Source organism: Mycobacterium bohemicum DSM 44277, from assembly GCF_001053185.1.
GTDB classification, from domain to species: Bacteria; Actinomycetota; Actinomycetes; order Mycobacteriales; family Mycobacteriaceae; genus Mycobacterium; species Mycobacterium bohemicum.
In genome coordinates, this window is sequence record NZ_CSTD01000004.1 from 13,282 (window position 1) to 34,051 (window position 20,770).

The 20,770-nt window shown below is 69.7% G+C and carries 19 protein-coding genes and 1 pseudogene; 11 read left to right on the forward strand and 9 right to left on the reverse strand.

The window, feature by feature from the left end:
- Positions 1 to 11: 11 nt before the first annotated feature.
- The 7 genes from BN971_RS17265 to BN971_RS17295 are packed head-to-tail and all read right to left on the reverse strand — an operon-like array spanning position 12 to position 6,245.
- Positions 12 to 359: a metal-sulfur cluster assembly factor gene (locus BN971_RS17265; protein WP_085179973.1), complete on the reverse strand. Its 348-nt coding sequence runs from the start codon at positions 357 to 359 to the stop codon at positions 12 to 14.
- Positions 334 to 801 carry a Fe-S cluster assembly sulfur transfer protein SufU gene (sufU, locus tag BN971_RS17270; RefSeq protein ID WP_090350471.1) on the reverse strand — a complete coding sequence of 156 codons (468 nt, stop codon included), beginning with the start codon at positions 799 to 801 and terminating at the stop codon, positions 334 to 336. The genes BN971_RS17265 and sufU overlap by 26 nt, the downstream gene beginning before the upstream one ends.
- Positions 802 to 819: 18 nt before the next feature.
- Positions 820 to 2,073, reverse strand: coding sequence for a cysteine desulfurase (locus BN971_RS17275; protein WP_085179971.1), 1,254 nt, complete (start codon positions 2,071 to 2,073; stop codon positions 820 to 822).
- Positions 2,074 to 2,078: 5 nt separating this feature from the next.
- The gene (gene sufC, locus BN971_RS17280) at positions 2,079 to 2,861 is read right to left on the reverse strand and encodes a Fe-S cluster assembly ATPase SufC (RefSeq protein WP_085179970.1); all 783 of its coding nucleotides are present in this window, start codon (positions 2,859 to 2,861) and stop codon (positions 2,079 to 2,081) included.
- Positions 2,858 to 4,021, reverse strand: a complete 1,164-nt coding sequence (gene sufD, locus BN971_RS17285; protein WP_085179969.1) for a Fe-S cluster assembly protein SufD — start codon at positions 4,019 to 4,021, stop codon at positions 2,858 to 2,860. The genes sufC and sufD overlap by 4 nt, the downstream gene beginning before the upstream one ends.
- Positions 4,018 to 5,424: a Fe-S cluster assembly protein SufB gene (gene sufB, locus BN971_RS17290; RefSeq protein ID WP_372511817.1), complete on the reverse strand. Its 1,407-nt coding sequence runs from the start codon at positions 5,422 to 5,424 to the stop codon at positions 4,018 to 4,020. The genes sufD and sufB overlap by 4 nt, the downstream gene beginning before the upstream one ends.
- A 38-nt stretch (positions 5,425 to 5,462) precedes the next feature.
- Positions 5,463 to 6,245, reverse strand: coding sequence for a helix-turn-helix transcriptional regulator (locus BN971_RS17295; protein WP_090350389.1), 783 nt, complete (start codon positions 6,243 to 6,245; stop codon positions 5,463 to 5,465).
- A 71-nt stretch (positions 6,246 to 6,316) separates the two neighbouring features.
- Here BN971_RS17295 and mptB point away from each other — a divergent pair, with 71 nt between their 5' ends.
- The 4 genes and pseudogenes from mptB to BN971_RS17315 all read left to right on the forward strand — a co-directional run bounded on the left by mptB (position 6,317) and on the right by BN971_RS17315 (position 10,786).
- Positions 6,317 to 8,002 carry a polyprenol phosphomannose-dependent alpha 1,6 mannosyltransferase MptB gene (gene mptB, locus BN971_RS17300; protein ID WP_085179967.1) on the forward strand — a complete coding sequence of 562 codons (1,686 nt, stop codon included), beginning with the start codon at positions 6,317 to 6,319 and terminating at the stop codon, positions 8,000 to 8,002.
- A complete protein-coding gene (locus BN971_RS17305; protein WP_085179966.1) occupies positions 7,999 to 8,940 on the forward strand; it encodes an ABC transporter ATP-binding protein in 942 nt (313 codons plus the stop codon). The genes mptB and BN971_RS17305 overlap by 4 nt, the downstream gene beginning before the upstream one ends.
- 62 nt (positions 8,941 to 9,002) lie before the next feature.
- Complete coding sequence (locus BN971_RS17310) at positions 9,003 to 9,713, forward strand: ABC transporter permease (RefSeq protein WP_276010670.1); 711 nt, start codon at positions 9,003 to 9,005, stop codon at positions 9,711 to 9,713.
- 150 nt (positions 9,714 to 9,863) lie between these two features.
- Positions 9,864 to 10,786, forward strand: a pseudogene (locus BN971_RS17315) (COX15/CtaA family protein).
- Here BN971_RS17315 and BN971_RS17320 read toward each other — a convergent pair.
- Entirely contained in the window at positions 10,736 to 11,569 is an 834-nt protein-coding gene (locus tag BN971_RS17320) for a hypothetical protein (protein ID WP_085179963.1), read from the reverse strand. The pseudogene BN971_RS17315 and the gene BN971_RS17320 sit on opposite strands and share 51 nt — an antisense overlap.
- Before the next feature lie 19 nt (positions 11,570 to 11,588).
- On the opposite strand from BN971_RS17320, the gene BN971_RS17325 reads away from it, so the two are divergent.
- On the forward strand, positions 11,589 to 12,563 hold the full coding sequence (locus BN971_RS17325; protein ID WP_085179962.1) for a quinone oxidoreductase family protein: 975 nt from the start codon (positions 11,589 to 11,591) through the stop codon (positions 12,561 to 12,563).
- A gap of 167 nt (positions 12,564 to 12,730) precedes the next feature.
- Here BN971_RS17325 and BN971_RS17330 read toward each other — a convergent pair whose 3' ends face one another.
- On the reverse strand, positions 12,731 to 13,669 hold the full coding sequence (locus BN971_RS17330; RefSeq protein WP_085179961.1) for a heme o synthase: 939 nt from the start codon (positions 13,667 to 13,669) through the stop codon (positions 12,731 to 12,733).
- A 284-nt stretch (positions 13,670 to 13,953) separates the two neighbouring features.
- Between BN971_RS17330 and tkt the strand changes: the two genes are divergently transcribed.
- The 6 genes from tkt to BN971_RS17360 are packed head-to-tail and all read left to right on the forward strand — an operon-like array spanning position 13,954 to position 20,768.
- The gene (gene tkt, locus BN971_RS17335; RefSeq protein WP_085179960.1) at positions 13,954 to 16,044 is read left to right on the forward strand and encodes a transketolase; all 2,091 of its coding nucleotides are present in this window, start codon (positions 13,954 to 13,956) and stop codon (positions 16,042 to 16,044) included.
- Between the two features lie 15 nt (positions 16,045 to 16,059).
- Positions 16,060 to 17,181, forward strand: coding sequence for a transaldolase (gene tal / locus BN971_RS17340; protein ID WP_085179959.1), 1,122 nt, complete (start codon positions 16,060 to 16,062; stop codon positions 17,179 to 17,181).
- Entirely contained in the window at positions 17,178 to 18,719 is a 1,542-nt protein-coding gene (gene zwf, locus BN971_RS17345) for a glucose-6-phosphate dehydrogenase (RefSeq protein ID WP_085179958.1), read from the forward strand. The genes tal and zwf overlap by 4 nt, the downstream gene beginning before the upstream one ends.
- Positions 18,716 to 19,627: a glucose-6-phosphate dehydrogenase assembly protein OpcA gene (gene opcA / locus BN971_RS17350; protein ID WP_090350472.1), complete on the forward strand. Its 912-nt coding sequence runs from the start codon at positions 18,716 to 18,718 to the stop codon at positions 19,625 to 19,627. The genes zwf and opcA overlap by 4 nt, the downstream gene beginning before the upstream one ends.
- Positions 19,624 to 20,379, forward strand: a complete 756-nt coding sequence (gene pgl / locus BN971_RS17355) for a 6-phosphogluconolactonase (protein WP_085179957.1) — start codon at positions 19,624 to 19,626, stop codon at positions 20,377 to 20,379. The genes opcA and pgl overlap by 4 nt, the downstream gene beginning before the upstream one ends.
- On the forward strand, positions 20,379 to 20,768 hold the full coding sequence (locus tag BN971_RS17360; protein ID WP_090350391.1) for an ATPase: 390 nt from the start codon (positions 20,379 to 20,381) through the stop codon (positions 20,766 to 20,768). Before pgl ends, BN971_RS17360 begins: the two co-directional genes overlap by 1 nt.
- Positions 20,769 to 20,770 lie beyond the last annotated feature (2 nt).

Here is a 20,770-nt window from a genome sequence, read left to right on the forward strand (position 1 = left end):
GAAGTCCGCTATCAGACGGTGAAGCCGAGGGCGCGCAGTTGTTCGCGGCCGTCCTCGGTGATCTTGTCCGGACCCCACGGCGGGTTCCACACCCAGTTGATCCGCAACTCGTCGACCAGGCCGCTGCCGATCAGCGCGCTGCGCGACTGGTCTTCGATGACGTCGGTCAGGGGACAGGCCGCCGACGTGAGCGTCATGTCGATGAGGGCGATGGTGCCCTCGTCGCCCTCTTCGACGTTCAGGCCGTAAACCAGGCCCAGGTCGACAACGTTGATGCCGAGCTCGGGGTCGACGACGTCGCGCATCGCCTCCTCCATGTCGGCAAGCAGTTCGTCACCCGGTGCGGTGGTCTCGCTCATCACTAACCTCCTCGAAATCCGTAACCGCCTGGGCCAGCGCGTCTTTGAACGCCAGCCAGCCCAACAACGCGCACTTGACCCGCGCGGGGTAGCGGGCCACCCCGGCGAAAGCCACCCCGTCGCCCAGCACCTCTTCGTCGCCCTCGACCGTGCCGCGCGAGGACACCATGTCGGTGAAGGCGGAGACGGTGGCCAGCGCGTCGGTGACGGTCTGGCCGATCACCTGCTCGGCGAGCACCGAGGTGGCCGCCTGGCTGATGGAGCAGCCCTGTCCGTCGTAGGAGACGTCGGCGACGCGCTCGCCGTCCGCGGACAACGCGACGCGCAGCGTCACCTCGTCGCCGCAGACCGGGTTCACGTGAGACACCTGGGCGGCGTAGGGCTCCCGCAGGCCGCGGTGCTGCGGGTGCTTGTAGTGATCGAGGATCACGTCCTGATACATCTGCTCCAGGCGCACGGGTCAGTCTCTCCCGAAGAAATCGAGCGCGCGCCGCACCCCGGCCACCAGTCGGTCGACCTCGTCGGCCGTGTTGTACAGCGCGAACGACGCCCGCGCGGTGGCGGCCAGCCCGAAGTGGCGGTGCAGCGGCATCGCGCAGTGGTGGCCCACCCGCACCGCGACCCCGTCGTCGTCGAGCACCTGCCCGACGTCGTGGGCGTGCACGCCGTCGACGACGAACGAGACCGGCGAGCCGCGGTCTTCCATCGAGGTAGGTCCGACGATGCGCACGCCGTCGATGCCCGACAGGCCCTCGATGGCCGCGGCGACCAATTCGCGCTCGTGGGCTCCGACCGCGTCCATGCCGATGGCGCCGAGATAGCGGGCGGCCGCCCCCAATCCGACCACCTGCGAGGTCATCGGGGTGCCGGCCTCGAAACGCTGCGGGGCCGGCGCGTAGGTGGAGGTCTCCATGGTCACGGTCTCGATCATCGACCCGCCGGTGAGGAACGGCGGCAGCTTGGACAATACGGCGCGGCGCGCGTACAGCGCGCCGATACCGTTGGGCCCCAGCATCTTATGCCCGGAGAACGCCGCGAAGTCGACGTCGAGGGCGTGCAGATCGACCGGCTGGTGCGGCACCGACTGGCAGGCGTCGAGCACGGTCAGCGCGCCGACGGCCCTGGCCCGGGCGACCAGTTCGGCCACCGGCGCCACCGCTCCGGTGACGTTGGAGTGATGGCTGAAGGCAACGACTTTCACGCGCTCGTCGAGCCGCAGCGAGTCCAGGTCGATGCGGCCATCGCCGGTGACGGCGTACCAGCGCAGCGTGGCGCCGGTGCGCCGGGCCAGCTCCTGCCACGGGACGAGGTTGGCGTGGTGCTCGAGCTCGGTGGTGACGATGACGTCGCCCTCGCCCACCGCGCGGTCGAACCTGTTGTCCCCCAGCACGTATGACGCGAGGTTGAGCGCCTCGGTGGCGTTCTTGGTGAACACCACCTCGTCGGCGTCAGCGCCCACGAACGCCGCCACGTCGGCGCGACCCTGCTCGTAGGCGTCGGTGGCCTCCTCCATCAGCTGGTGCGCACCGCGATGCACCGCCCCGTTGGAGGTGACCAGAAAGTCGCGCTCGGCGTCCAGCACCGGCAAGGGCCGCTGCGACGTCGCGCCGGAATCCAGGTACGCCAACTGCTTTCCGCCGCGCATGACGCGCTTGAGGATCGGGAAGTCGGCACGAATGGCGGCGACATCCAGCGGCGTAACCGATGTCGTCATGTGGTCTACGCCCCCGCGGCCGCCGCTGAGGTGAAGCGCTCGTAGCCGTTTTCCTCCAGCTCGTCGGCGAGTTCCGGGCCGCCGGACTCGACGATGCGGCCCCCGACGAACACGTGCACGAACTGCGGGTGGATGTAGCGCAGGATCCGGGTGTAGTGCGTGATCAGCAGCACGCCGGCGTGCTCGGCCTCGGCGTAGCGGTTGACGCCCTCGCTCACCACGCGCAGCGCGTCGACGTCCAAGCCGGAGTCGGTCTCGTCGAGGATCGCGATCTTGGGCTTGAGCAACCCCAGTTGCAGGATCTCGTGGCGCTTCTTCTCCCCGCCCGAGAAGCCCTCGTTGACGCTGCGCTCGGCGAAGGCCGGCTCGATGCCGAGGTCGGTCATCGCGGCCTTGACCTCCTTGACCCAGTGCCGCAGTTTCGGCGGCTCGCCGCGGACCGCGGTGGCGGCGCTGCGCAGGAAGTTCGACATCGACACCCCCGGCACCTCGACCGGGTATTGCATGGCGAGGAAGAGGCCGGCGCGCGCGCGCTCGTCGACGCTCATCGCCAGCACGTCCTGGCCGTCGAGGGTGATGGAGCCCGACGTCACCCGGTACTTGGGGTGGCCGGCGATGGCGTAGGACAGCGTGGACTTTCCGGAGCCGTTGGGGCCCATCACCGCATGCGTCTCACCGGAGCTCACGGTGAGGTCGACGCCGTTGAGGATCGGGATGTCGCGCTCGGCCTCCGGCGCGTTGGGGTCTTCGACGCTGACGTGCAGGTCTTTGATTTCCAGGGTTGTCATGGGGTTACTGTCTTCTCCGCCTTCTCGGTGATGGCCAGTTCGTGTTCGATGGCTGCGGTCAGCCGCTCCCGAATGTCCGGGAGGGCGATCTTGGAAATGATCTCGCCGAAGAATCCGCGGATCACCAGCCGGCGGGCCTGCTCTTCGGGAATGCCTCGGGAGCGCAGGTAGAACAGTTGCTCGTCGTCGAATCGTCCGGTGGCGCTGGCGTGTCCGGCGCCGACGATCTCGCCTGTCTCGATCTCGAGGTTGGGCACCGAGTCGGCACGGGCGCCGTCGGTGAGCACCAGGTTGCGGTTGACCTCGAAGGTGTCGGTGTCGGTGGCCTGCGCGCGGATCAGCACGTCGCCCACCCAGACCGTGTGGGCTTCGGGCTTCGGTGATGCCGGATCCCCTTGCAGCGCACCCTTGTACAGCACGTTGGACTTGCAGTTGGGCTGCGCGTGGTCCACCAGCAACCGCGACTCCAGGTGCTGGCCGTCGTCGGCGAAGTACAGGCCGAGCAACTCGGCGTCCCCGCCCGGCGCGGCGTAGCGCACGTTGGCCGACATCCGAACGACCTCGCCGCCGAGGGTGACCGCGACGTGGCGCAGCACCGCGTCCTTGCCCAGCCTGGCGTGGTGCGCGCTGACGTGGACGACGTCGTCGTCCCAGTCGGCGATCCACACGACCGTGAGCCGGGCGGCGTCACCGACGACGAATTCGACGTTGTCGGCGTAGGTTCCGCCGCCGCGATGGTCGATGACGACCACCGCCTCGCCGAGCTCGTCGACCCTGATCTGCAGGTGCCCGTAGGCGACCGCGCCCGGGCCGGGGCCCGTCACGGTGATGTTGACCGGTTCGGCGATCTGGATGTCGCGCCCGACGGTGACCACCGTTGCGGCGTTGAACGACGAGAACGCTTGGGCGGCAACGCGGTCGGTGGGCACACCGCCCTGCCCCAGCCGCTCGTCGCCACGGCGGACCGTCTCGGTCCGCACGCCGGGTCGTTCGTCGACGGCGATGTGCGCGGCACCGGTCGCGGGCGCCGAGCCGTCGTGCAGGCCGCGCAGTCGGCGCAGCGGGGTGAAACGCCAGATCTCGTCGCGGCCGCCGGGGACCTCGAAGGCGTCGACGTCGAACGACGCGAACAACTCGCCTTTGTTCAGAGTGGCCGTCATCCGACGGAGCCCTCCATCTGCAGCTCGATCAGCCGGTTGAGCTCCAGTGCGTACTCCATGGGCAGTTCCTTGGCGATCGGCTCGACGAAGCCGCGCACCACCATCGCCATCGCCTCTTCCTCGGTGAGGCCGCGGCTCATCAGGTAGAACAGCTGGTTCTCGCTGACCTTCGACACGGTGGCCTCGTGGCCCATCGTGACGTCGTCCTCGCGGATGTCGACGTACGGGTAGGTGTCGCTGCGGCTGATCGTATCGACCAGCAGCGCATCGCATTTCACGCTGGAGCGCGACCCGTGCGCGCCCTTGTTCACCTGCACCAGGCCGCGGTAGGAGGTGCGGCCGCCGCCGCGGGCCACGGACTTGGAGATGATGTTGCTCGACGTGTTCGGCGCCAGGTGCAGCATTTTGGCGCCGGCGTCCTGGTGCTGGCCCTCGCCGGCGAACGCCACCGAGAGCACCTCGCCCTTGGCGTGCTCACCGGTCATCCACACGGCCGGGTACTTCATGGTCACCTTCGACCCGATGTTGCCGTCGACCCACTCCATGGTGGCGCCGGCCTCGGCGCGGGCCCGCTTGGTGACCAGGTTGTAGACGTTGTTCGACCAGTTCTGGATCGTGGTGTACCGGCAGCGGCCGCCTGGCTTGACGATGATCTCCACCACCGCCGAGTGCAGCGAGTCCGAGGTGTAAATCGGTGCGGTGCAACCCTCCACGTAATGGACGTAGGCGTTCTCGTCGACGATGATCAGCGTCCGCTCGAACTGGCCCATGTTCTCGGTGTTGATCCGGAAGTAGGCCTGCAGCGGAATGTCGACGTGCACGCCCGGCGGGACGTAGATGAACGAACCGCCGCTCCACACCGCGGTGTTCAGCGCGGAGAACTTGTTGTCCCCGGCCGGGATCACGGTGCCGAAGTACTGCCTGAACAGTTCCGGGTGCTCGCGCAAACCGCTGTCGGTGTCCAGGAATATGACGCCCAGCTTCTCCAGGTCCTCGCGGATGGAGTGGTAGACGACCTCCGACTCGTACTGCGCGGCAACCCCGGAGACCAGCCGCTGCTTCTCGGCTTCCGGGATGCCCAGCCTGTCGTAGGTGTTCTTGATGTCCGCCGGCAGATCGTCCCAGGTCGCCGCCTGCTTCTCGCTGGAACGCACGAAGTACTTGATGTTGTCGAAGTCGATGCCGCTCAGGTCCGAACCCCAGTTGGGCATCGGCTTGCGGTCGAAGATGCGCAGCGCCTTGAGCCGGGTGTCCAGCATCCACTCGGGTTCGTTCTTCTTCGCCGAGATGTCGCGGACCACCGCCTCGGAGAGCCCGCGCTGCGCGCTGGCGCCCGCGATGTCGGAATCGGCCCAGCCGTAGCCGTAGCGGCCCAGGGAGGCGATGGTCTGCTCCTGGGTCAACGGGCCGGAGGTGGCCAGGGCCTTGTCTGCCTCAATCGTCACAACGACGCTCCTTCTTGGGTGCTTGTGGTGCGGCGCGGGCTGGGCGCCTCGGTGGATGTCTGTGCCAGGGGGACGTGCGTGGTGCAGGCGCAGTTGCCGTTGACGATCGTGGCCAACCGCTGCACGTGGGTGCCCAGCACCTCGGCCATCGCCTGTTGTTCGGCGTCGCACAACTCGGGGAACTCCTCGGCGACGTGCGACACCGGGCAGTGATGCTGGCAGATCTGTACGCCGTGAATCGGTCCGCCGACGCGCGCGGTGGTGGCGACGTAGCCGGCGTTGGTCAGCGCACCGGCAATCCGCTCGGCGGCCGCCTCGACGTCCTCGTCGGCGGCGCTGTGGGCGGCGGGGACGTCGGCCAGGATGGCGTCGATCCGCTGCCGGGCGAACGCTTGCACGGCGTCCTCGCCGCCGATCGCCCGCAGCTGCCGCATGGCCGCCGACGCCAGGTCGTCGTAGGCGTGGTCGAGCTTGGCCCGCCCGGCCGGGGTGAGCCGGTAGCGCTTGGCGGGCCGGCCGCGACCGACCTGCTGCCAAGCCGCCGCCGCCGTCGACTCGGCGTCGCCCGCCTCGATCAGCGCGTCGAGATGGCGCCGCACACCGGCGGCCGATATACCGAGCCGGTCGCCGATCTCGCCGGCGGTGATCGACCCCGATTCGACCAGCAGCCGTACGATTGCGCGGCGGGTCTGCCCGTCCGCCACCGGGGCGGCCGGCAGCGCCGAGGCCGCGGGGATTTTCACAACACCAGTGTGACGCAATTCCGTGGATCGGTCCAGGGAGGGTCCCCTTCGCCGGAGTTGCGCTGGTCACACGGTAGATAAACGGCGGTCCCCGCTACGCTGCACAGATGGCCGCCCGCCACCACTCGCTGAGCTCGTCGATCGCCAGCCTGCACGGCGACGAGCAGGCGGTGGGCTCGCCGCTGAACGCCGCCGAACTCACCGCGCTCCGCCGGACCCGGCTGTTCGGCGCGACCGGCACCGTGCTGATGGGGATCGGCGCCCTGGGCGCCGGTGCCCGCCCGGTCGTGCAGGACCCCACGTTCGGGGTCCGGTTGCTGAACCTGCCGTCGCGGATCCAGACGGTGTCGTTGACGATGACCACGACCGGCGCGGTCATGATGGCGCTGGCCTGGCTCATGCTCGGCCGGTTCGCGCTGGGCCGCAGGAAGATGTCGCGCGGCGATTTGGACCGCACCCTGATGCTGTGGATCCTGCCGCTGCTGATCGCTCCCCCGATGTACAGCAAGGACGTCTACTCCTACCTGGCGCAGAGCCAAATCTCGCTGGAAGGGCTCGACCCCTACCGGGTCGGTCCGGCGTCCGGGCTGGGCCTGTCCCACGTGTTCACGCTCTCGGTGCCCAGCCTGTGGCGCGAGACGCCCGCGCCGTACGGCCCGCTGTTCCTGTGGATCGGGCGGGGCATCTCGGTCGTCACCGGCGAGAACATCGTCGCCGCGGTGCTGTGTCACCGGGTCGTTGTGCTGATCGGCGTGGCCCTGATCGTGTGGGCGACCCCGCGGCTGGCCCGCCGCTGCGGCGTCGCGGAGGTCAGCGCGCTGTGGCTCGGCGCGGCCAATCCGCTGCTGATCATGCATCTGGTCGCCGGCATCCACAACGAGGCCCTGATGCTCGGCATGATGCTGGCCGGCGCCGAGTTCGCGCTGCGCGGTATCGATTCGCCCCGGCTGATGCCCTCGTCGTGGCGGCTGGACGCCGACTGGGAGCCGGTGCTCATGCTGATCGGCGGCGCGATCTTGATCACACTGTCGTCGCAGGTGAAACTGCCGTCCCTGCTGGCGCTGGGGTTCGTCACGGTGGCCCTGGCTTACCGCTGCGGCGGCACGCTGAAGGCGCTGCTGCTGTCGGGCGCCGCAATGACGGCGCTCGCGCTGGCGGTGATGGCCGTCGTCGGCTGGGCCAGCGGTCTCGGGTTCGGCTGGATCTACACGCTCGGCACCGCCAACGTGGTGCGCAGCTGGATGTCGCCGCCGACGTTGCTGGCCCTGGGCACCGGCCAGGTGGGCATCCTGCTGGGCCTGGGTGATCACACCACCGCGATATTGGGGCTGACCCGTGGCATCGGCGTGCTGATCATCATGGTGGTGGTGGGCTGGCTGCTGGTGTCCGTCTTCCGCGGCCGCCTGCATCCGATCGGCGGCCTGGGCGTCGCCCTGGGCGTGACGGTGCTGCTGTTTCCCGTCGTCCAGCCCTGGTACCTGCTGTGGGCCATCATTCCGCTGGCCGCCTGGGCCACCCGCCCCGGCTTCCGCACGGCGGCGATCATCGTGACCCTGGTGGTCGGCATCTTCGGCCCGACGGCCAACGGCGACCGCTTCGCGCTGTTCCAGATCGTCGACGCGACGCTGGCCAGCACCGCGATCGTCGCCGCGCTCATCGCGGTGACCTACACGCGTCTGCCGTGGCGGCGCCTGCCCCCCGAGCCCGAGGCCGCCCCGGACGGCCCGACCGCCTCCGACGCCTCCCCTGAGGCGCCGGCCGCCCCGGCCGACGCCTACGCTGATTCCACGTGAGCTCGGCCTCGAAAACCCGCGAAACGGTCGTCAGGCTGCGCGGGGTCAGCAAGCACTACGGGCCCGTCGCGGCCGTGCGCGGCCTCGACCTGGAGGTGCGGGAAGCCGAGGTGCTGGCGCTGCTGGGTCCCAACGGCGCCGGCAAGACCACGACGGTCGAGATGTGCGAGGGCTTCGCTCGCCCCGACGCCGGCACCATCGAGGTGCTGGGCCTGGACCCAATCACCGACAACGCCCGCCTGCGCGCCCGCATCGGGGTGATGCTGCAGGGCGGGGGCGGCTACCCCGCGGCGCGCGCGGGCGAGATGCTCAACTTGGTGGCCGCCTATGCCGCCGACCCGCTGGACCCGGCGTGGCTGCTGGACACCCTCGGCCTCACCGACGCCGCCCGCACCACCTACCGGCGGCTGTCCGGCGGGCAGCAGCAGCGGCTCGCGCTGGCCTGCGCGCTGGTGGGCCGCCCCGAACTGGTCTTCCTCGACGAGCCCACCGCCGGCATGGACGCGCACGCCCGCCTGCTGGTGTGGGACCTCATCAACGCGCTGCGCCGCGACGGCGTGACCGTGGTGCTCACCACCCACCAGCTCAAGGAGGCCGAGGAGCTCGCCGACCGGATCGTCATCATCGACCACGGCGAGCAGGTGGCCGCCGGCACACCGGCGGAGCTCACCCGCACCGGCGCCAAGGACCAGTTGCGGTTCACCGCTCCGCCGCGGCTGGACCTGTCGCTGCTGTCCGCCGCCCTGCCGGAGGACTACCGGGCCAGCGAGATCACGCCCGGCGAGTATCTGGTCGAGGGTGCCGTCGACCCGCAGGTGCTGGCCACCGTGACGGCGTGGTGCGCGCAGATCAACGTGCTGGCCACCGACATGCGCGTCGAGCAGCGCAGCCTCGAGGACGTGTTCCTCGACCTCACCGGCAGGAAGGTGCGGCCGTGACCGAATCCGTCTTCCCGGCGGGCACTTTCACGCCCGACCCGCGGCCCAATGCCGTCCCGCGGATGCTCGCCGCCCAATTCGGCCTGGAGCTGAAGTTGCTGCTGCGCAACGGCGAACAACTGCTGCTCACCATGTTCATCCCGATCACGCTGCTGGTCGGGCTGACGCTGTTGCCGCTGGGCTCGTTCGGCGGCAACCGGGCCGCGACGTTCGTGCCCGTGATCATGGCGCTGGCGGTGATCTCCACCGCGTTCACCGGGCAGGCGATCGCCGTGGCGTTCGACCGCCGCTACGGCGCGCTCAAGCGGCTGGGCGCCACCCCGTTGCCCGTCTGGGGGATCATCGCGGGCAAGTCGATGGCGGTGGTCGCCGTCGTGTTTCTTCAGGCAATCATTTTGGGCGGCATAGGGTTTGCCCTGGGCTGGCGTCCCGCCCCGGCGGCGCTGGCGCTGGGCGCGGCCGTCATCGCGCTGGGCACGGCGGGTTTTGCGGCCCTGGGCCTGCTGCTCGGCGGGACGCTGCGCGCCGAGATCGTGCTGGCGGTCGCCAACCTGATGTGGTTCGTGTTCGCCGGCCTCGGCGCGCTGACGCTGGAGACGAAGATGATCCCCGCGGCGATCAAGTGGGCCGCGCGGATCACCCCGTCGGGCGCGCTGACCGAGGCGCTCTCGCAGGCGATGAGCCTGTCGGTGGACTGGTTCGGGATCGTCGTCCTGGCCGCCTGGGGCACGCTCGCGGCGCTGGCCGCGCTGCGCTGGTTCCGGTTCACCTAACGGCCGGCCCGGCCAGGCTGCCGCGACACGTGCACCACGCACACGACACGCCGACACGGGTGTACGTGGTGCAAGTCTCGGTGATCGCGGGCCCGTACTACAGACGGTAGTTGTCGCTGGCCTACGATCGGTGCGGTGAGACGAGCCCTGATGCGGCTGGTGGACCTGCTCCCCTATCCCAGCCTGCGCGTCCAGCGATCGATCGCGGCGCTGGTGATCCTCACCCAGGGCGGCATCGCGGTCACCGGCGCGATCGTGCGCGTCACGGCGTCGGGCCTGGGCTGCCCCACCTGGCCGCAGTGCTTTCCCGGCAGCTTCACCCCGGTGGCCCACGCCGAGGTGCCCCGCATCCACCAGGCCGTGGAGTTCGGCAACCGGCTGATCAGCATCGCGGTGGTGATCGCCGCGGCGCTGGCGGTGCTGGCCGTGACGCGGGCCCGGCGGCGCGCGGAGGTTCTCCTGTACGCGTGGCTGATGCCGGCGTCGACCGTGGTGCAGGCCGTGATCGGCGGCATCACCGTGCGCACCGGCCTGTTGTGGTGGACGGTCGCGATCCACTTGCTGACGTCGATGGCGATGGTCTGGCTGTCGGTCCTGCTCTACGTCAAGATCGGCGAACCGGACGCCGGGGCGGTGCACCCGCTGGTGGCCCGGCCGCTGCGCGCGCTGACCGCGCTCACCGGACTGAATCTGGCCGCAGTGCTGGTGACCGGCACGCTGGTGACGGCCGCCGGACCGCACGCGGGCGACCGCAGCGCCAGCCGGACGGTGCCGCGGCTGAAAATCGAGGTCGCGACGCTGGTGCACGCGCATTCGTCGCTGCTGGTCGCCTACCTGGCGCTGCTGGTCGGGCTGGGCTCCGGGTTGCTGGCGGTCGGTGCGGCGCGGCCCATCCTGCTGCGCCTGGGCGTGCTCCTCGCCCTGCTCGTTGCGCAGGCCGCCGTCGGCACCGCGCAGTACTTCACCGGCGTGCCCGCCGCCCTGGTCGCGGTGCACGTGGGTGTACGGCGGCGACCGCGGCGCTATGGGCCTCGATGCGAGAACGGTCCGAGGCCCAGCCGCTCGAGGGCTGACTCCACCGCCAGCGCGAAATCGCGCTGGGCGAGGTCGCGGGCCCCCGGGTCCAAGCGTCCCCACTGCAGCGACGGGTCCACCAGCTGCAGGTCCAGCAGCCGGTTGCCCACCAGATGCGCACTCGCATACAGCAATTCGCCGACCTCGACGCCCACCCGGGCGGCGGCCGCGGCCAACGCCGCCGCGCCCACGTCCCACACCTCCAGGTCGGGCTCCGCGTGCGGCAGCGCGTGCGACGGGCTGCCCCCGAGGAAGACCAGCACCGTCTCTTCGCCCCGCCCGCCCGGCTGCACGAACACGCCGCGACCGGCCGCGTGCAGGCCGGCGGCGTAGGCCTTGGCGGTAGGCCGGTCGTCGCAGCGGCGGGTCCCGGTGCCGACGGTCCCGCCGACGTAGACCGCCCCGGTGCGCGGCCAGCGGATCGGCTCACCGGGCCCGAAGGCCTCACCGGGCACCGTCGGCACCCCCGCGTCGGCCAGGTCGCCGAGGTAGCCCCGCCCGGCGTTCCAGGCGACGACGGCGGGCGCGTTCAGCACGTTGCGCATTCGGGTGGTCCAGGCCAGGAACTCGTCGAGCCGCTCGGCGTAGTCGCGGGTCGCGCGCAGGATCACCAGGTCCGCGCGGCTGGTCTGCGGGTCGTCCCACGCCAGCCAACGGGCGTGCAGGCCGCGCCGTCGCAAAGCGCCGACGAGCCCCGCGTCGTCGGGATCACCTGCGATCAGCCCTCGGCAGGCCGCCAGCACGATGCGGGGATGGAAGACGTCCGGGCGGGCCAGCTTCATGCCCGGGCATGATATCCACATGCACGCAATCGAAGTCGGCGAAACCGGCGGTCCCGAAGTCCTGCGCTACGTCGAGGCGCCCGAGCCCACCCCCGGCGCCGGCGAGGTGCTGATCAGGGCCGAGGCGATCGGCGTCAACTACATCGACACCTACTTCCGGTCCGGGCACTATCCGCGGTCGTTGCCGTTCATCCTGGGATCGGAGGTGTGCGGCAGGGTGGCCGCCACCGGCGAGGGGGTCGACGGTTTCACCGAGGGTGACCGGGTGCTGACCGCAGCGGCGTCCGGGGCATATGCCGAGTTCTCAACGGCCCCAGCGTTTTTGACGGTCAAGGTGCCGGACGCCGTAAGCTCGGACGCGGCGGCGTCGGTGCTGCTGAAGGGCCTGACCGCGCACTATTTGCTGAAGTCGGTGTATCCGGTGCAGCGCGGCGACACCGTCCTCGTGCACGCCGGCGCCGGCGGGGTGGGCCTGATCCTCACGCAGTGGGCCACCTCCCTCGGCGTCCGCGTGATCACCACGGTCTCCACCCCGGAGAAGGCCCGGATGTCGCGGCAGGCGGGCGCCGACGAGGTGCTGGACTACCCCGACGACGCCGAGCGGTTCGGGCAGCGGGTCCGCGAGCTGACGGGCGGCGCCGGCGTGCAGGCGGTGTACGACGGCGTCGGCGCGACGACGTTCGACGCCAGCCTGGCCAGCCTCGCCGTCCGCGGGACCCTGGCGCTGTTCGGCGCCGCCAGCGGACCCGTGCCGCCGTTCGATCCGCAGCGACTCAACGCCGCGGGCTCGGTGTTCCTGACCCGGCCGTCGCTGGCGCACTTCGTCCGCACCGGCGACGAATTCACCTGGCGCGCCACCGAACTGTTCGACGCGATCACCGGCGGGGACATCACGGTCGAGGTCGGCGGGCGGTACCCGCTCGCCGAGGCGGCCCAGGCTCACCGAGACCTGCAGGGCCGCAAGACCACGGGGTCGATCGTGCTGCTCCCCTGACCTGCTGCACGGAAGTCACCCGCGTCTCGCCGGCGGAGGAGTGTGCCTGTTTGCCCGCCTCACAGCGACAATCCGGCTGCCGGAGAAGAATTGTCGCTATGAGGCGGGCACAAACAGTGCCACCTCCCGGCGGGAACGCCTGTGGCGGATGAGGCTTCGGCGCCGGGTCAGAACAGCGTCGGCAGCCCGATCGCGGAGTCGACGGCCAGCGCGCAGAAGACCACCGCCAGGTAGTTGTTCGACTGCAGGAACAACCGCAGCGGCTTGACCGGCTCGCCCGCGCGAACGCCGGCGTAGAGCTGGTGGGCCATCGCCAGGAACCACACCCCGGCCGCCACGGCGACCGCCGCGTACAGCCAACCCGCGGCCAGCGCCAGCACCAGCGTCGCGAGCACCGTCAGCCACGTGTAGATGAGGATCTGCTTGGTGACCTGACGCTCGGTCGCCACGGCCGGCAGCATCGGGACGCCGGCCGCCCGGTAGTCGTCCTTGTAGCGCATGGCCAGCGCCCAGGTGTGCGGTGGCGTCCAGAAGAAGATGACCGCGAACATCGCCAGCGCGGGCCAGCCGATCGTGCCGGTCACCGCCGACCAGCCGATCATCACCGGCATGCAGCCGGCCGCCCCGCCCCACACCACGTTCTGCGGCGTGCGGCGCTTGAGGAACAGCGTGTAGACGAACACGTAGAACGCGACGGTCGCCATCGCCAGCAGCCCGGACAGCAGGTTCGTCGTCCACCACAGCCAGCAGAACGACACCGCGGTGAGCAGCAACCCGAACACCAGCGCGTTGCGGGTCGGGACGGCCGCGCGCGCCAGCGGCCGGCGGGCCGTGCGCTTCATCACCTTGTCGATGTCGGCGTCGGCCACGCAATTGAGCGTGTTGGCGCCGCCGGCGGCCAGCATCCCGCCGATCAACGTGTTGACGATCAGCAGCGGTTGCACACCGCCTCGGTGGGCCAGCAGCATCGCGGGAATCGCCGTGACGAGCAGCAGTTCGATGACCCGGGGCTTGGTCAGCGCCAGGTAGGCCAGCACCGTGCCCCGTACCCGGCCCGGCAACCGGGCCGGTACCTGGCTGGGGGCGACGCGCCCGCGAACGCTCACGCATCAACTCCTCGGGATCGCACTGGCGCGCAGCGACTACTACGCACGATGGTAGACGGCGCTCCGGCACCGGCGTGCCCGCAGGGTCCATCCAACGACGATTCTTCCGGCATTTCCGAACGGAATGCAAAGCGCCGGCAACGAGCGAGTGTTTTCACAGTTTTTCGGGGGGCCCCGCGTGGGGTATCCGACAACCTGCACTGCGTAAGCCCGTACTCCCGCACTAGGGTGGGATTGATCAGCTCGATGACCCAAGGACGCTCGATGACCCAAGGACAGAGTCTGTGACGACACTCGAAGAGATCTCCACGCTGACCCAACCGCACCTCCCCGACGACTGGACCGAGATCGACTCCGCGGCCGTCGACACGATCCGGGTGCTGGCCGCCGACGCGGTGCAGAAGGTCGGCAACGGGCACCCCGGGACCGCGATGAGCCTGGCGCCGCTGGCCTACACGTTGTTCCAGCGAGCGATGCGCCACGACCCCAGCGACGTGTACTGGCTGGGCCGCGACCGGTTCGTCCTGTCCTGCGGCCACAGCAGCCTGACCCTGTACATCCAGCTGTACCTGGGCGGGTTCGGCCTGGATCTGTCCGACATCGAGGCGCTGCGCACCTGGGGCTCCAAGACGCCCGGTCACCCGGAGTTCCGGCACACCAAGGGCGTGGAGATCACCACCGGGCCCCTGGGTCAGGGCCTGGCGTCGGCGGTGGGCATGGCGATGGCGTCGCGCTACGAGCGCGGGCTGTTCGATCCCGACGCCGAACCGGGCACCAGCCCGTTCGACCACTTCATCTATGTGATCGCCTCCGATGGCGACATCGAAGAGGGCGTGACGTCCGAGGCGTCGTCGCTGGCGGCCGTGCAGCAGCTGGGCAACCTCATCGTCTTCTACGACCACAATGAGATCTCGATCGAAGACGACACCCACATCGCGCTGTGCGAGGACACCGCCGCCCGCTACGAGGCCTACGGCTGGCACGTGCAGCGGGTGGAGGGCGGCGAGAACGTCGTCGGCATCGAGGAGGCGATCGCCAACGCCAAGGCCGTCACCGACCGGCCGTCGTTCATCGAACTGCGCACCATCATCGGCTATCCCGCCCCCCACCTGATGAACACCGGCAAGGCACATGGCGCCGCCCTGGGCGACGACGAGGTGGCGGCCGTCAAGCGGGAGCTGGGCTTCGACCCCGACAAGACGTTCGAGGTGCGCGACGAGGTGATCGCCCACACCCGCAAGCTGGTCGACCGCGGCAAGGAAGCCCACGAGAAGTGGCAGACCGAGTTCGACGCGTGGGCGCAACGCGAACCCGAGCGCAAGGCACTGCTGGACCGGCTGACGGCCGAAGAGCTGCCCGAAGGATGGGACGCCGACATCCCGACCTGGACGCCGGAAGACAAGCCGCTGGCCACCCGTGCGGCGTCCGGCAAGGTGCTGAGCGCGGTGGGCCCGAAGCTGCCCGAGCTGTGGGGCGGTTCGGCCGACCTCGCGGGCAGCAACAACACGACGATGGACGGCGTGGACTCCTTTGGGCCGCCGTCGATTTCGACGAAGGACTACACCGCGCACTGGTACGGCCGCACATTGCACTTCGGGGTTCGTGAACACGCGATGGGATCGATCCTTTCGGGCATCGTGCTGCACGGCCCGACCCGGGCGTACGGCGGGACGTTCCTGCAGTTCTCCGACTACATGCGCCCGGCGGTGCGGCTCGCCGCGCTGATGGACATCGACACCATCTACGTGTGGACGCACGACTCGATCGGCCTCGGCGAGGACGGCCCCACGCACCAGCCGATCGAGCACCTCGCGGCGCTGCGCGCCATCCCCAAGCTATCGGTCGTGCGACCGGCGGACGCCAACGAGACGGCCTACGCGTGGCGCACGGTCCTGGCCCGCGGCAACGGCAGCGGCCCGGTCGGGCTGATCCTGACCCGGCAGGGCGTCCCGGTGCTCGAGGGCACGAGCCTCGACGGCGTTGCCCGCGGCGGCTACATCCTGGGCGAGGACGGCGGCGACGAGCCCGACGTCGTGCTGATCGCCACCGGCTCCGAGGTGCAGCTGGCGGTGGGCGCGCAGAAGCTGTTGGCCGACAAGGACATTGTCGCCCGGGTGGTGTCGATGCCGTGTGTGGAGTGGTTCGAGTCCCAGCCGGAGGACTACCGCGACAGCGTGCTGCCGCCGTCGGTGTCGGCGCGGGTCGCCGTCGAGGCCGGGATCGCGCAGTCGTGGCACAAGCTGGTGGGCGACACCGGACGAATCGTGTCGATCGAGCACTACGGCGAGTCGGCCGACTACAAGACCCTGTTCCGTGAATTCGGCTTCACACCTGAGGCCGTCGCTGCCGCCGCGGAGCAGGTCGTCGATAACTGAGAGAGGGTGGTTCACATGGCCGGTCAGAACCCCAACCTGGCGGCGCTGTCCGCCGCGGGCGTATCCGTGTGGCTCGATGACCTATCGCGGCAACGATTGCAGTCGGGCAATCTGCAGGAGCTGATCGACACCAAGTGCGTCGTCGGCGTCACCACCAACCCGTCGATCTTCCAGAAGGCCCTCGCCGACAGCGACACCTACAACGACCAGATCTCCGAACTGGCCGAGCGCGGCGCCGACGTCGACGCCACCATCCGCACGGTGACCACCGACGACGTCCGCAACGCGTGCGACGTGCTGAGGCCGCAGTGGGAGGCCTCCGACGGGGTGGATGGCCGGGTGTCCATCGAGGTCGACCCGCGGCTGGCCGCCGAGACGGAGAAGACGACCGCGCAGGCGGTCGAGCTCTGGAAGATCGTCGACCGGCCCAACCTGTTCATCAAGATCCCGGCGACCAAGGCCGGCATCCCCGCCATCACCGCGGTTCTCGCGGAAGGCATTTCGGTCAACGTCACGCTCATCTTCTCGGTCGAACGGCACCGCCAGGTGATGGACGCCTACCTCGAGGGCCTGGAGAAGGCGCGCGAGGCCGGCCACGACATCTCCAAGATCCATTCGGTGGCATCGTTTTTCGTCTCCCGGGTGGACACCGAGATCGACAAGCGGCTGGAGAAGATCGGCAGCGAGGAGGCCAACGGGCTGCGCGGCAAGGCCGGTGTGGCCAACGCCCGCCTGGCCTACGCGGCCTACCAGGAAGTCTTCGAGGGCGGCGACCGCTACCAGGCGCTCAAGGCCGACGGGGCCCGTGTGCAGCGCCCGCTGTGGGCGTCGACCGGCGTCAAGAACCCGGATTACTCCGACACCCTGTACGTCACCGAGCTGGTCGCCCCGCACACGGTGAACACCATGCCGGAGAAGACGATCGACGCCGTGGCCGACCACGGCGAGATCACCGGCGACACCGTCACGGGCACCGCGGGCGCCGCCCAGGAGCTGTTCGACAAGCTGGCGGAAATCGGGATCGACCTGACCGACGTGTTCAGGGTGCTGGAGGACGAGGGCGTCGAGAAGTTCGTGGATTCCTGGACGGAGCTGCTGGAGGAGACCCAGAAGCAGCTGGGTTCCGCGGCCAAATGAGCCCTAGCAAATCCGCACAATGGCATAACCCCTTCCGGGACAAGCGCGACAAGCGGCTGCCCAGGATCGCCGGCCCGTGCGGGATGGTGATCTTCGGCGTCACCGGCGACCTGGCCCGCAAGAAGGTGATGCCCGCCATCTATGACCTGGCCAACCGCGGTCTGCTGCCGCCGACCTTCTCCCTGGTGGGCTTCGCGCGCCGGGACTGGGACACCGAGGATTTCGGTCAGGTGGTCTACAAGGCGGTCAAGGAGCACTGCCGCACGCCGTTCCGGGAGGAGAACTGGGAGCGCCTGGCCGAGGGATTCCGTTTCGTGAACGGATCCTTCGATGACGACGAGTCGTTCTCCCGGCTCGCCGAGGCGTTGGAGAAGCTGGACGCCGAGCGCGGCACGGGCGGTAACCACGCCTTCTACCTGGCGATCCCGCCCAAGTCGTTCCCGGTGGTGTGCGAGCAGCTCTACAAGTCGGGGCTGGCGCGTCCGCAGGGCGACCGGTGGAGCCGGGTGGTCATCGAGAAACCGTTCGGCCACGACCTGGCGAGCGCGCAGGCCCTGAATCAGGCGGTGAACGCGGTCTTCCCGGAGGAATCGGTCTTCCGCATCGACCATTACCTGGGCAAGGAAACCGTCCGCAACATCCTGGCGCTGCGATTCGCCAACCAGCTGTTCGATCCGATCTGGAACGCGCACTACGTCGACCACGTGCAGATCACCATGGCCGAGGACATCGGGCTGGGCGGTCGGGCCGGCTACTACGACGGCATCGGCGCGGCCCGCGACGTCATCCAGAACCACCTGATGCAGCTGCTCGCGCTGACCGCGATGGAAGAGCCGGTCAGCTTCAATCCCGCTGCGCTGCAGGCGGAGAAGATCAAGGTGCTCTCGGCAACCCAGCTCGCCGAGCCGCTCGACGAGACCACCAGCCGGGGCCAGTACACCGCCGGCTGGCAGGGCGGCCAGAAGGTGGTCGGGCTGCTGGACGAAGAGGGCTTCGCCAAGGACTCCAAGACCGAGACGTTCGCCGCGATCACGCTGGAGATCGACACCCGCCGCTGGGCCGGTGTGCCGTTCTACCTGCGCACGGGTAAGCGGTTGGGCCGCAGGGTGACCGAGATCGCCCTCATCTTCAAACGCGCACCGCACCTGCCCTTCGACGCCACCATGACCGACGAGCTGGGCACCAACGCCATGGTCATCCGGATCCAGCCCGACGAGGGCGTCACGCTGCGGTTCGGCTCCAAGGTGCCGGGCACCGCGATGGAGGTGCGCGACGTCAACATGGACTTCTCCTACGGCTCGGCGTTCGCCGACGAGTCCCCGGAGGCTTACGAACAGCTGATCCTCGACGTGCTGCTCGGTGAGCCGTCCCTGTTTCCGGTCAACGAGGAGGTCGAATTGGCTTGGCAGATACTCGATCCCGTTCTCGACAACTGGGCCGAAAGCGGTAAGCCGGAGCCGTACGAGGCCGGGACCTGGGGGCCGCAGTCGTCGTTTGACATGCTGCGCCGCACCGGAAGGGAATGGCGGCGCCCATGATCGTCGACCTGGAGGACACCACGACCAACGCGGTCACCAAGAAGCTCGACGAACTGCGGGAGAAGGCCGGCGCCGTCACGATGGGCCGGGTGCTGACCCTGATCATCGCCCCCGACAGCGAAGAGGTGCTCGAGGAGTCCCTCGAAGCGGCCAACGACGCCAGCCACGAACACCCGAGCCGGATCATCGTGTCGATGCGGGGCGACCCGTACTCCGACGAGGCCCGTCTGGACGCGCAACTGCGCGCGGGCGGCGACACCGGCGCCAGCGAGGTGGTGATCCTGCGGCTGTCCGGGCCGTTGTCCGCGCACGCCGCCAGCGTGGTGATGCCCTTCCTCCTCCCGGACATCCCGGTGGTGGCCTGGTGGCCCGACGTCGCCCCGGCCGTGCCCGCCCGAAACCCGTTGGGCAAGCTGGCGATCCGGCGGATCACCGACGCCACCAACGCCGTCGACCCGCTGGCGGCGATCAAGAGCCGGCTCGGCGGGGACACCGCCGGGGACACCGATCTGTGCTGGGCGCGCATCACCTATTGGCGCGCGCTGCTCACCTCCGCGGTCGACCAGCCGCCGCACGAACCGATCGAGTCGGCACTGGTGTCCGGGCTGAGAAACGAACCGGCGCTTGACATTCTCGCGGGCTGGCTGGCCAGCCGGATCGACGGCCCGGTGCGCCGCGCGGTCGGGGAGCTGAAGGTGGAGTTGTCCCGCAAGAGCGAGACCATCGTGTTGAGCCGCCCGCAGGACGGCAGGACGGCCACGCTGAGCCGCTCGGCCAGACCCGACGCATTGGTTCCGTTGCCGCGCAGGGAAACCGGCGAATGCCTCGCCGAGGACCTGCGGCGGCTGGATGCCGACGAGATCTACCAGACGGCGCTGGAGGGAATCGAGAAGGTGCAATACGTGTGAGCACCGAGATCGAGGTATTCCCGGACAGTGAGGCTCTGGTCGGCGCGGCCGCCCGGCGACTCGTCGACGCGATCGAGGCCGCCGCGGCGGCGCGGGGCCGGGCGCTTGTCGTGCTGACCGGCGGCAGCAACGGCATCGGGTTGCTGCGGTCGCTGGCGACGGCGGGACGCGAGATCGACTGGTCGACGGTGCACCTGTTCTGGGGCGACGAACGCTACGTGCCCGAGGACGACGACGAGCGCAACGACAAGCAGGCGCGCGAGGCGTTGCTCGACCACATCGACATCCCGTCGAGCCACGTGCACACGATGCCGGCCAGCGACGGCGAGTTCGGCACCGACCTGGCGGCCGCGGCCCTGGCCTACGAGCAATTGCTGGCGGCCAACGCCGAATCCGGCCAGCCGGTGCCGACTTTCGACGTGCACCTGCTCGGGATGGGGCCGGAGGGCCACGTCAACTCGCTGTTCCCCGACACCCCGGCCGTCCTGGAGGCCACCCGGATGGTGGTCGCCGTGGAGGATTCCCCCAAGCCGCCTCCGCAGCGAATCACGTTGACGCTGCCCGCCGTTCAGCGTTCCCGCGAGGTCTGGCTGATGGTGTCCGGTTCGGAGAAGGCCGACGCGGTGGCCGCCGCGATCGGCGGCGCCCCGCCGGTCTCGGTTCCCGCGGCCGGCGCCGTCGGGAGCGAGCTCACGCTCTGGCTGCTCGACGAGGAAGCCGCGGCTGAACTTCCCGCCCGCCCTGGGGGATAATTGCCCGCATGGCAGACAGAACCGTGCGCGGCGGGCACGAGCGGAGCCGCATCAAGACGCTCACCCAGGCGGCGCTGAACGCCGACAAGACGGTGGAGCAGGTCGAGGATGTCCTCGACGGCCTGAGCAGGACGATGACCGAGCTCAACAGTTCGCTCTCGGCCCTCAACGCCACGGTCGAGCGCATGGAGAAGGGCCTGGATCACCTGGACGGCACGCTGTCCAGCCTCGACGATCTGGCGCGGCGGCTCATCGTGCTGGTCGAGCCCCTCGAGGCGATCGTCCATCGCGTCGACGACATGATGAAGGTCGGCGAGACCATGATGACGCCGCTGTCGGCAACCGAGCACGCGGTGCGTGGCGTCATCGACAGGCTGCGCAATCGCTGAGG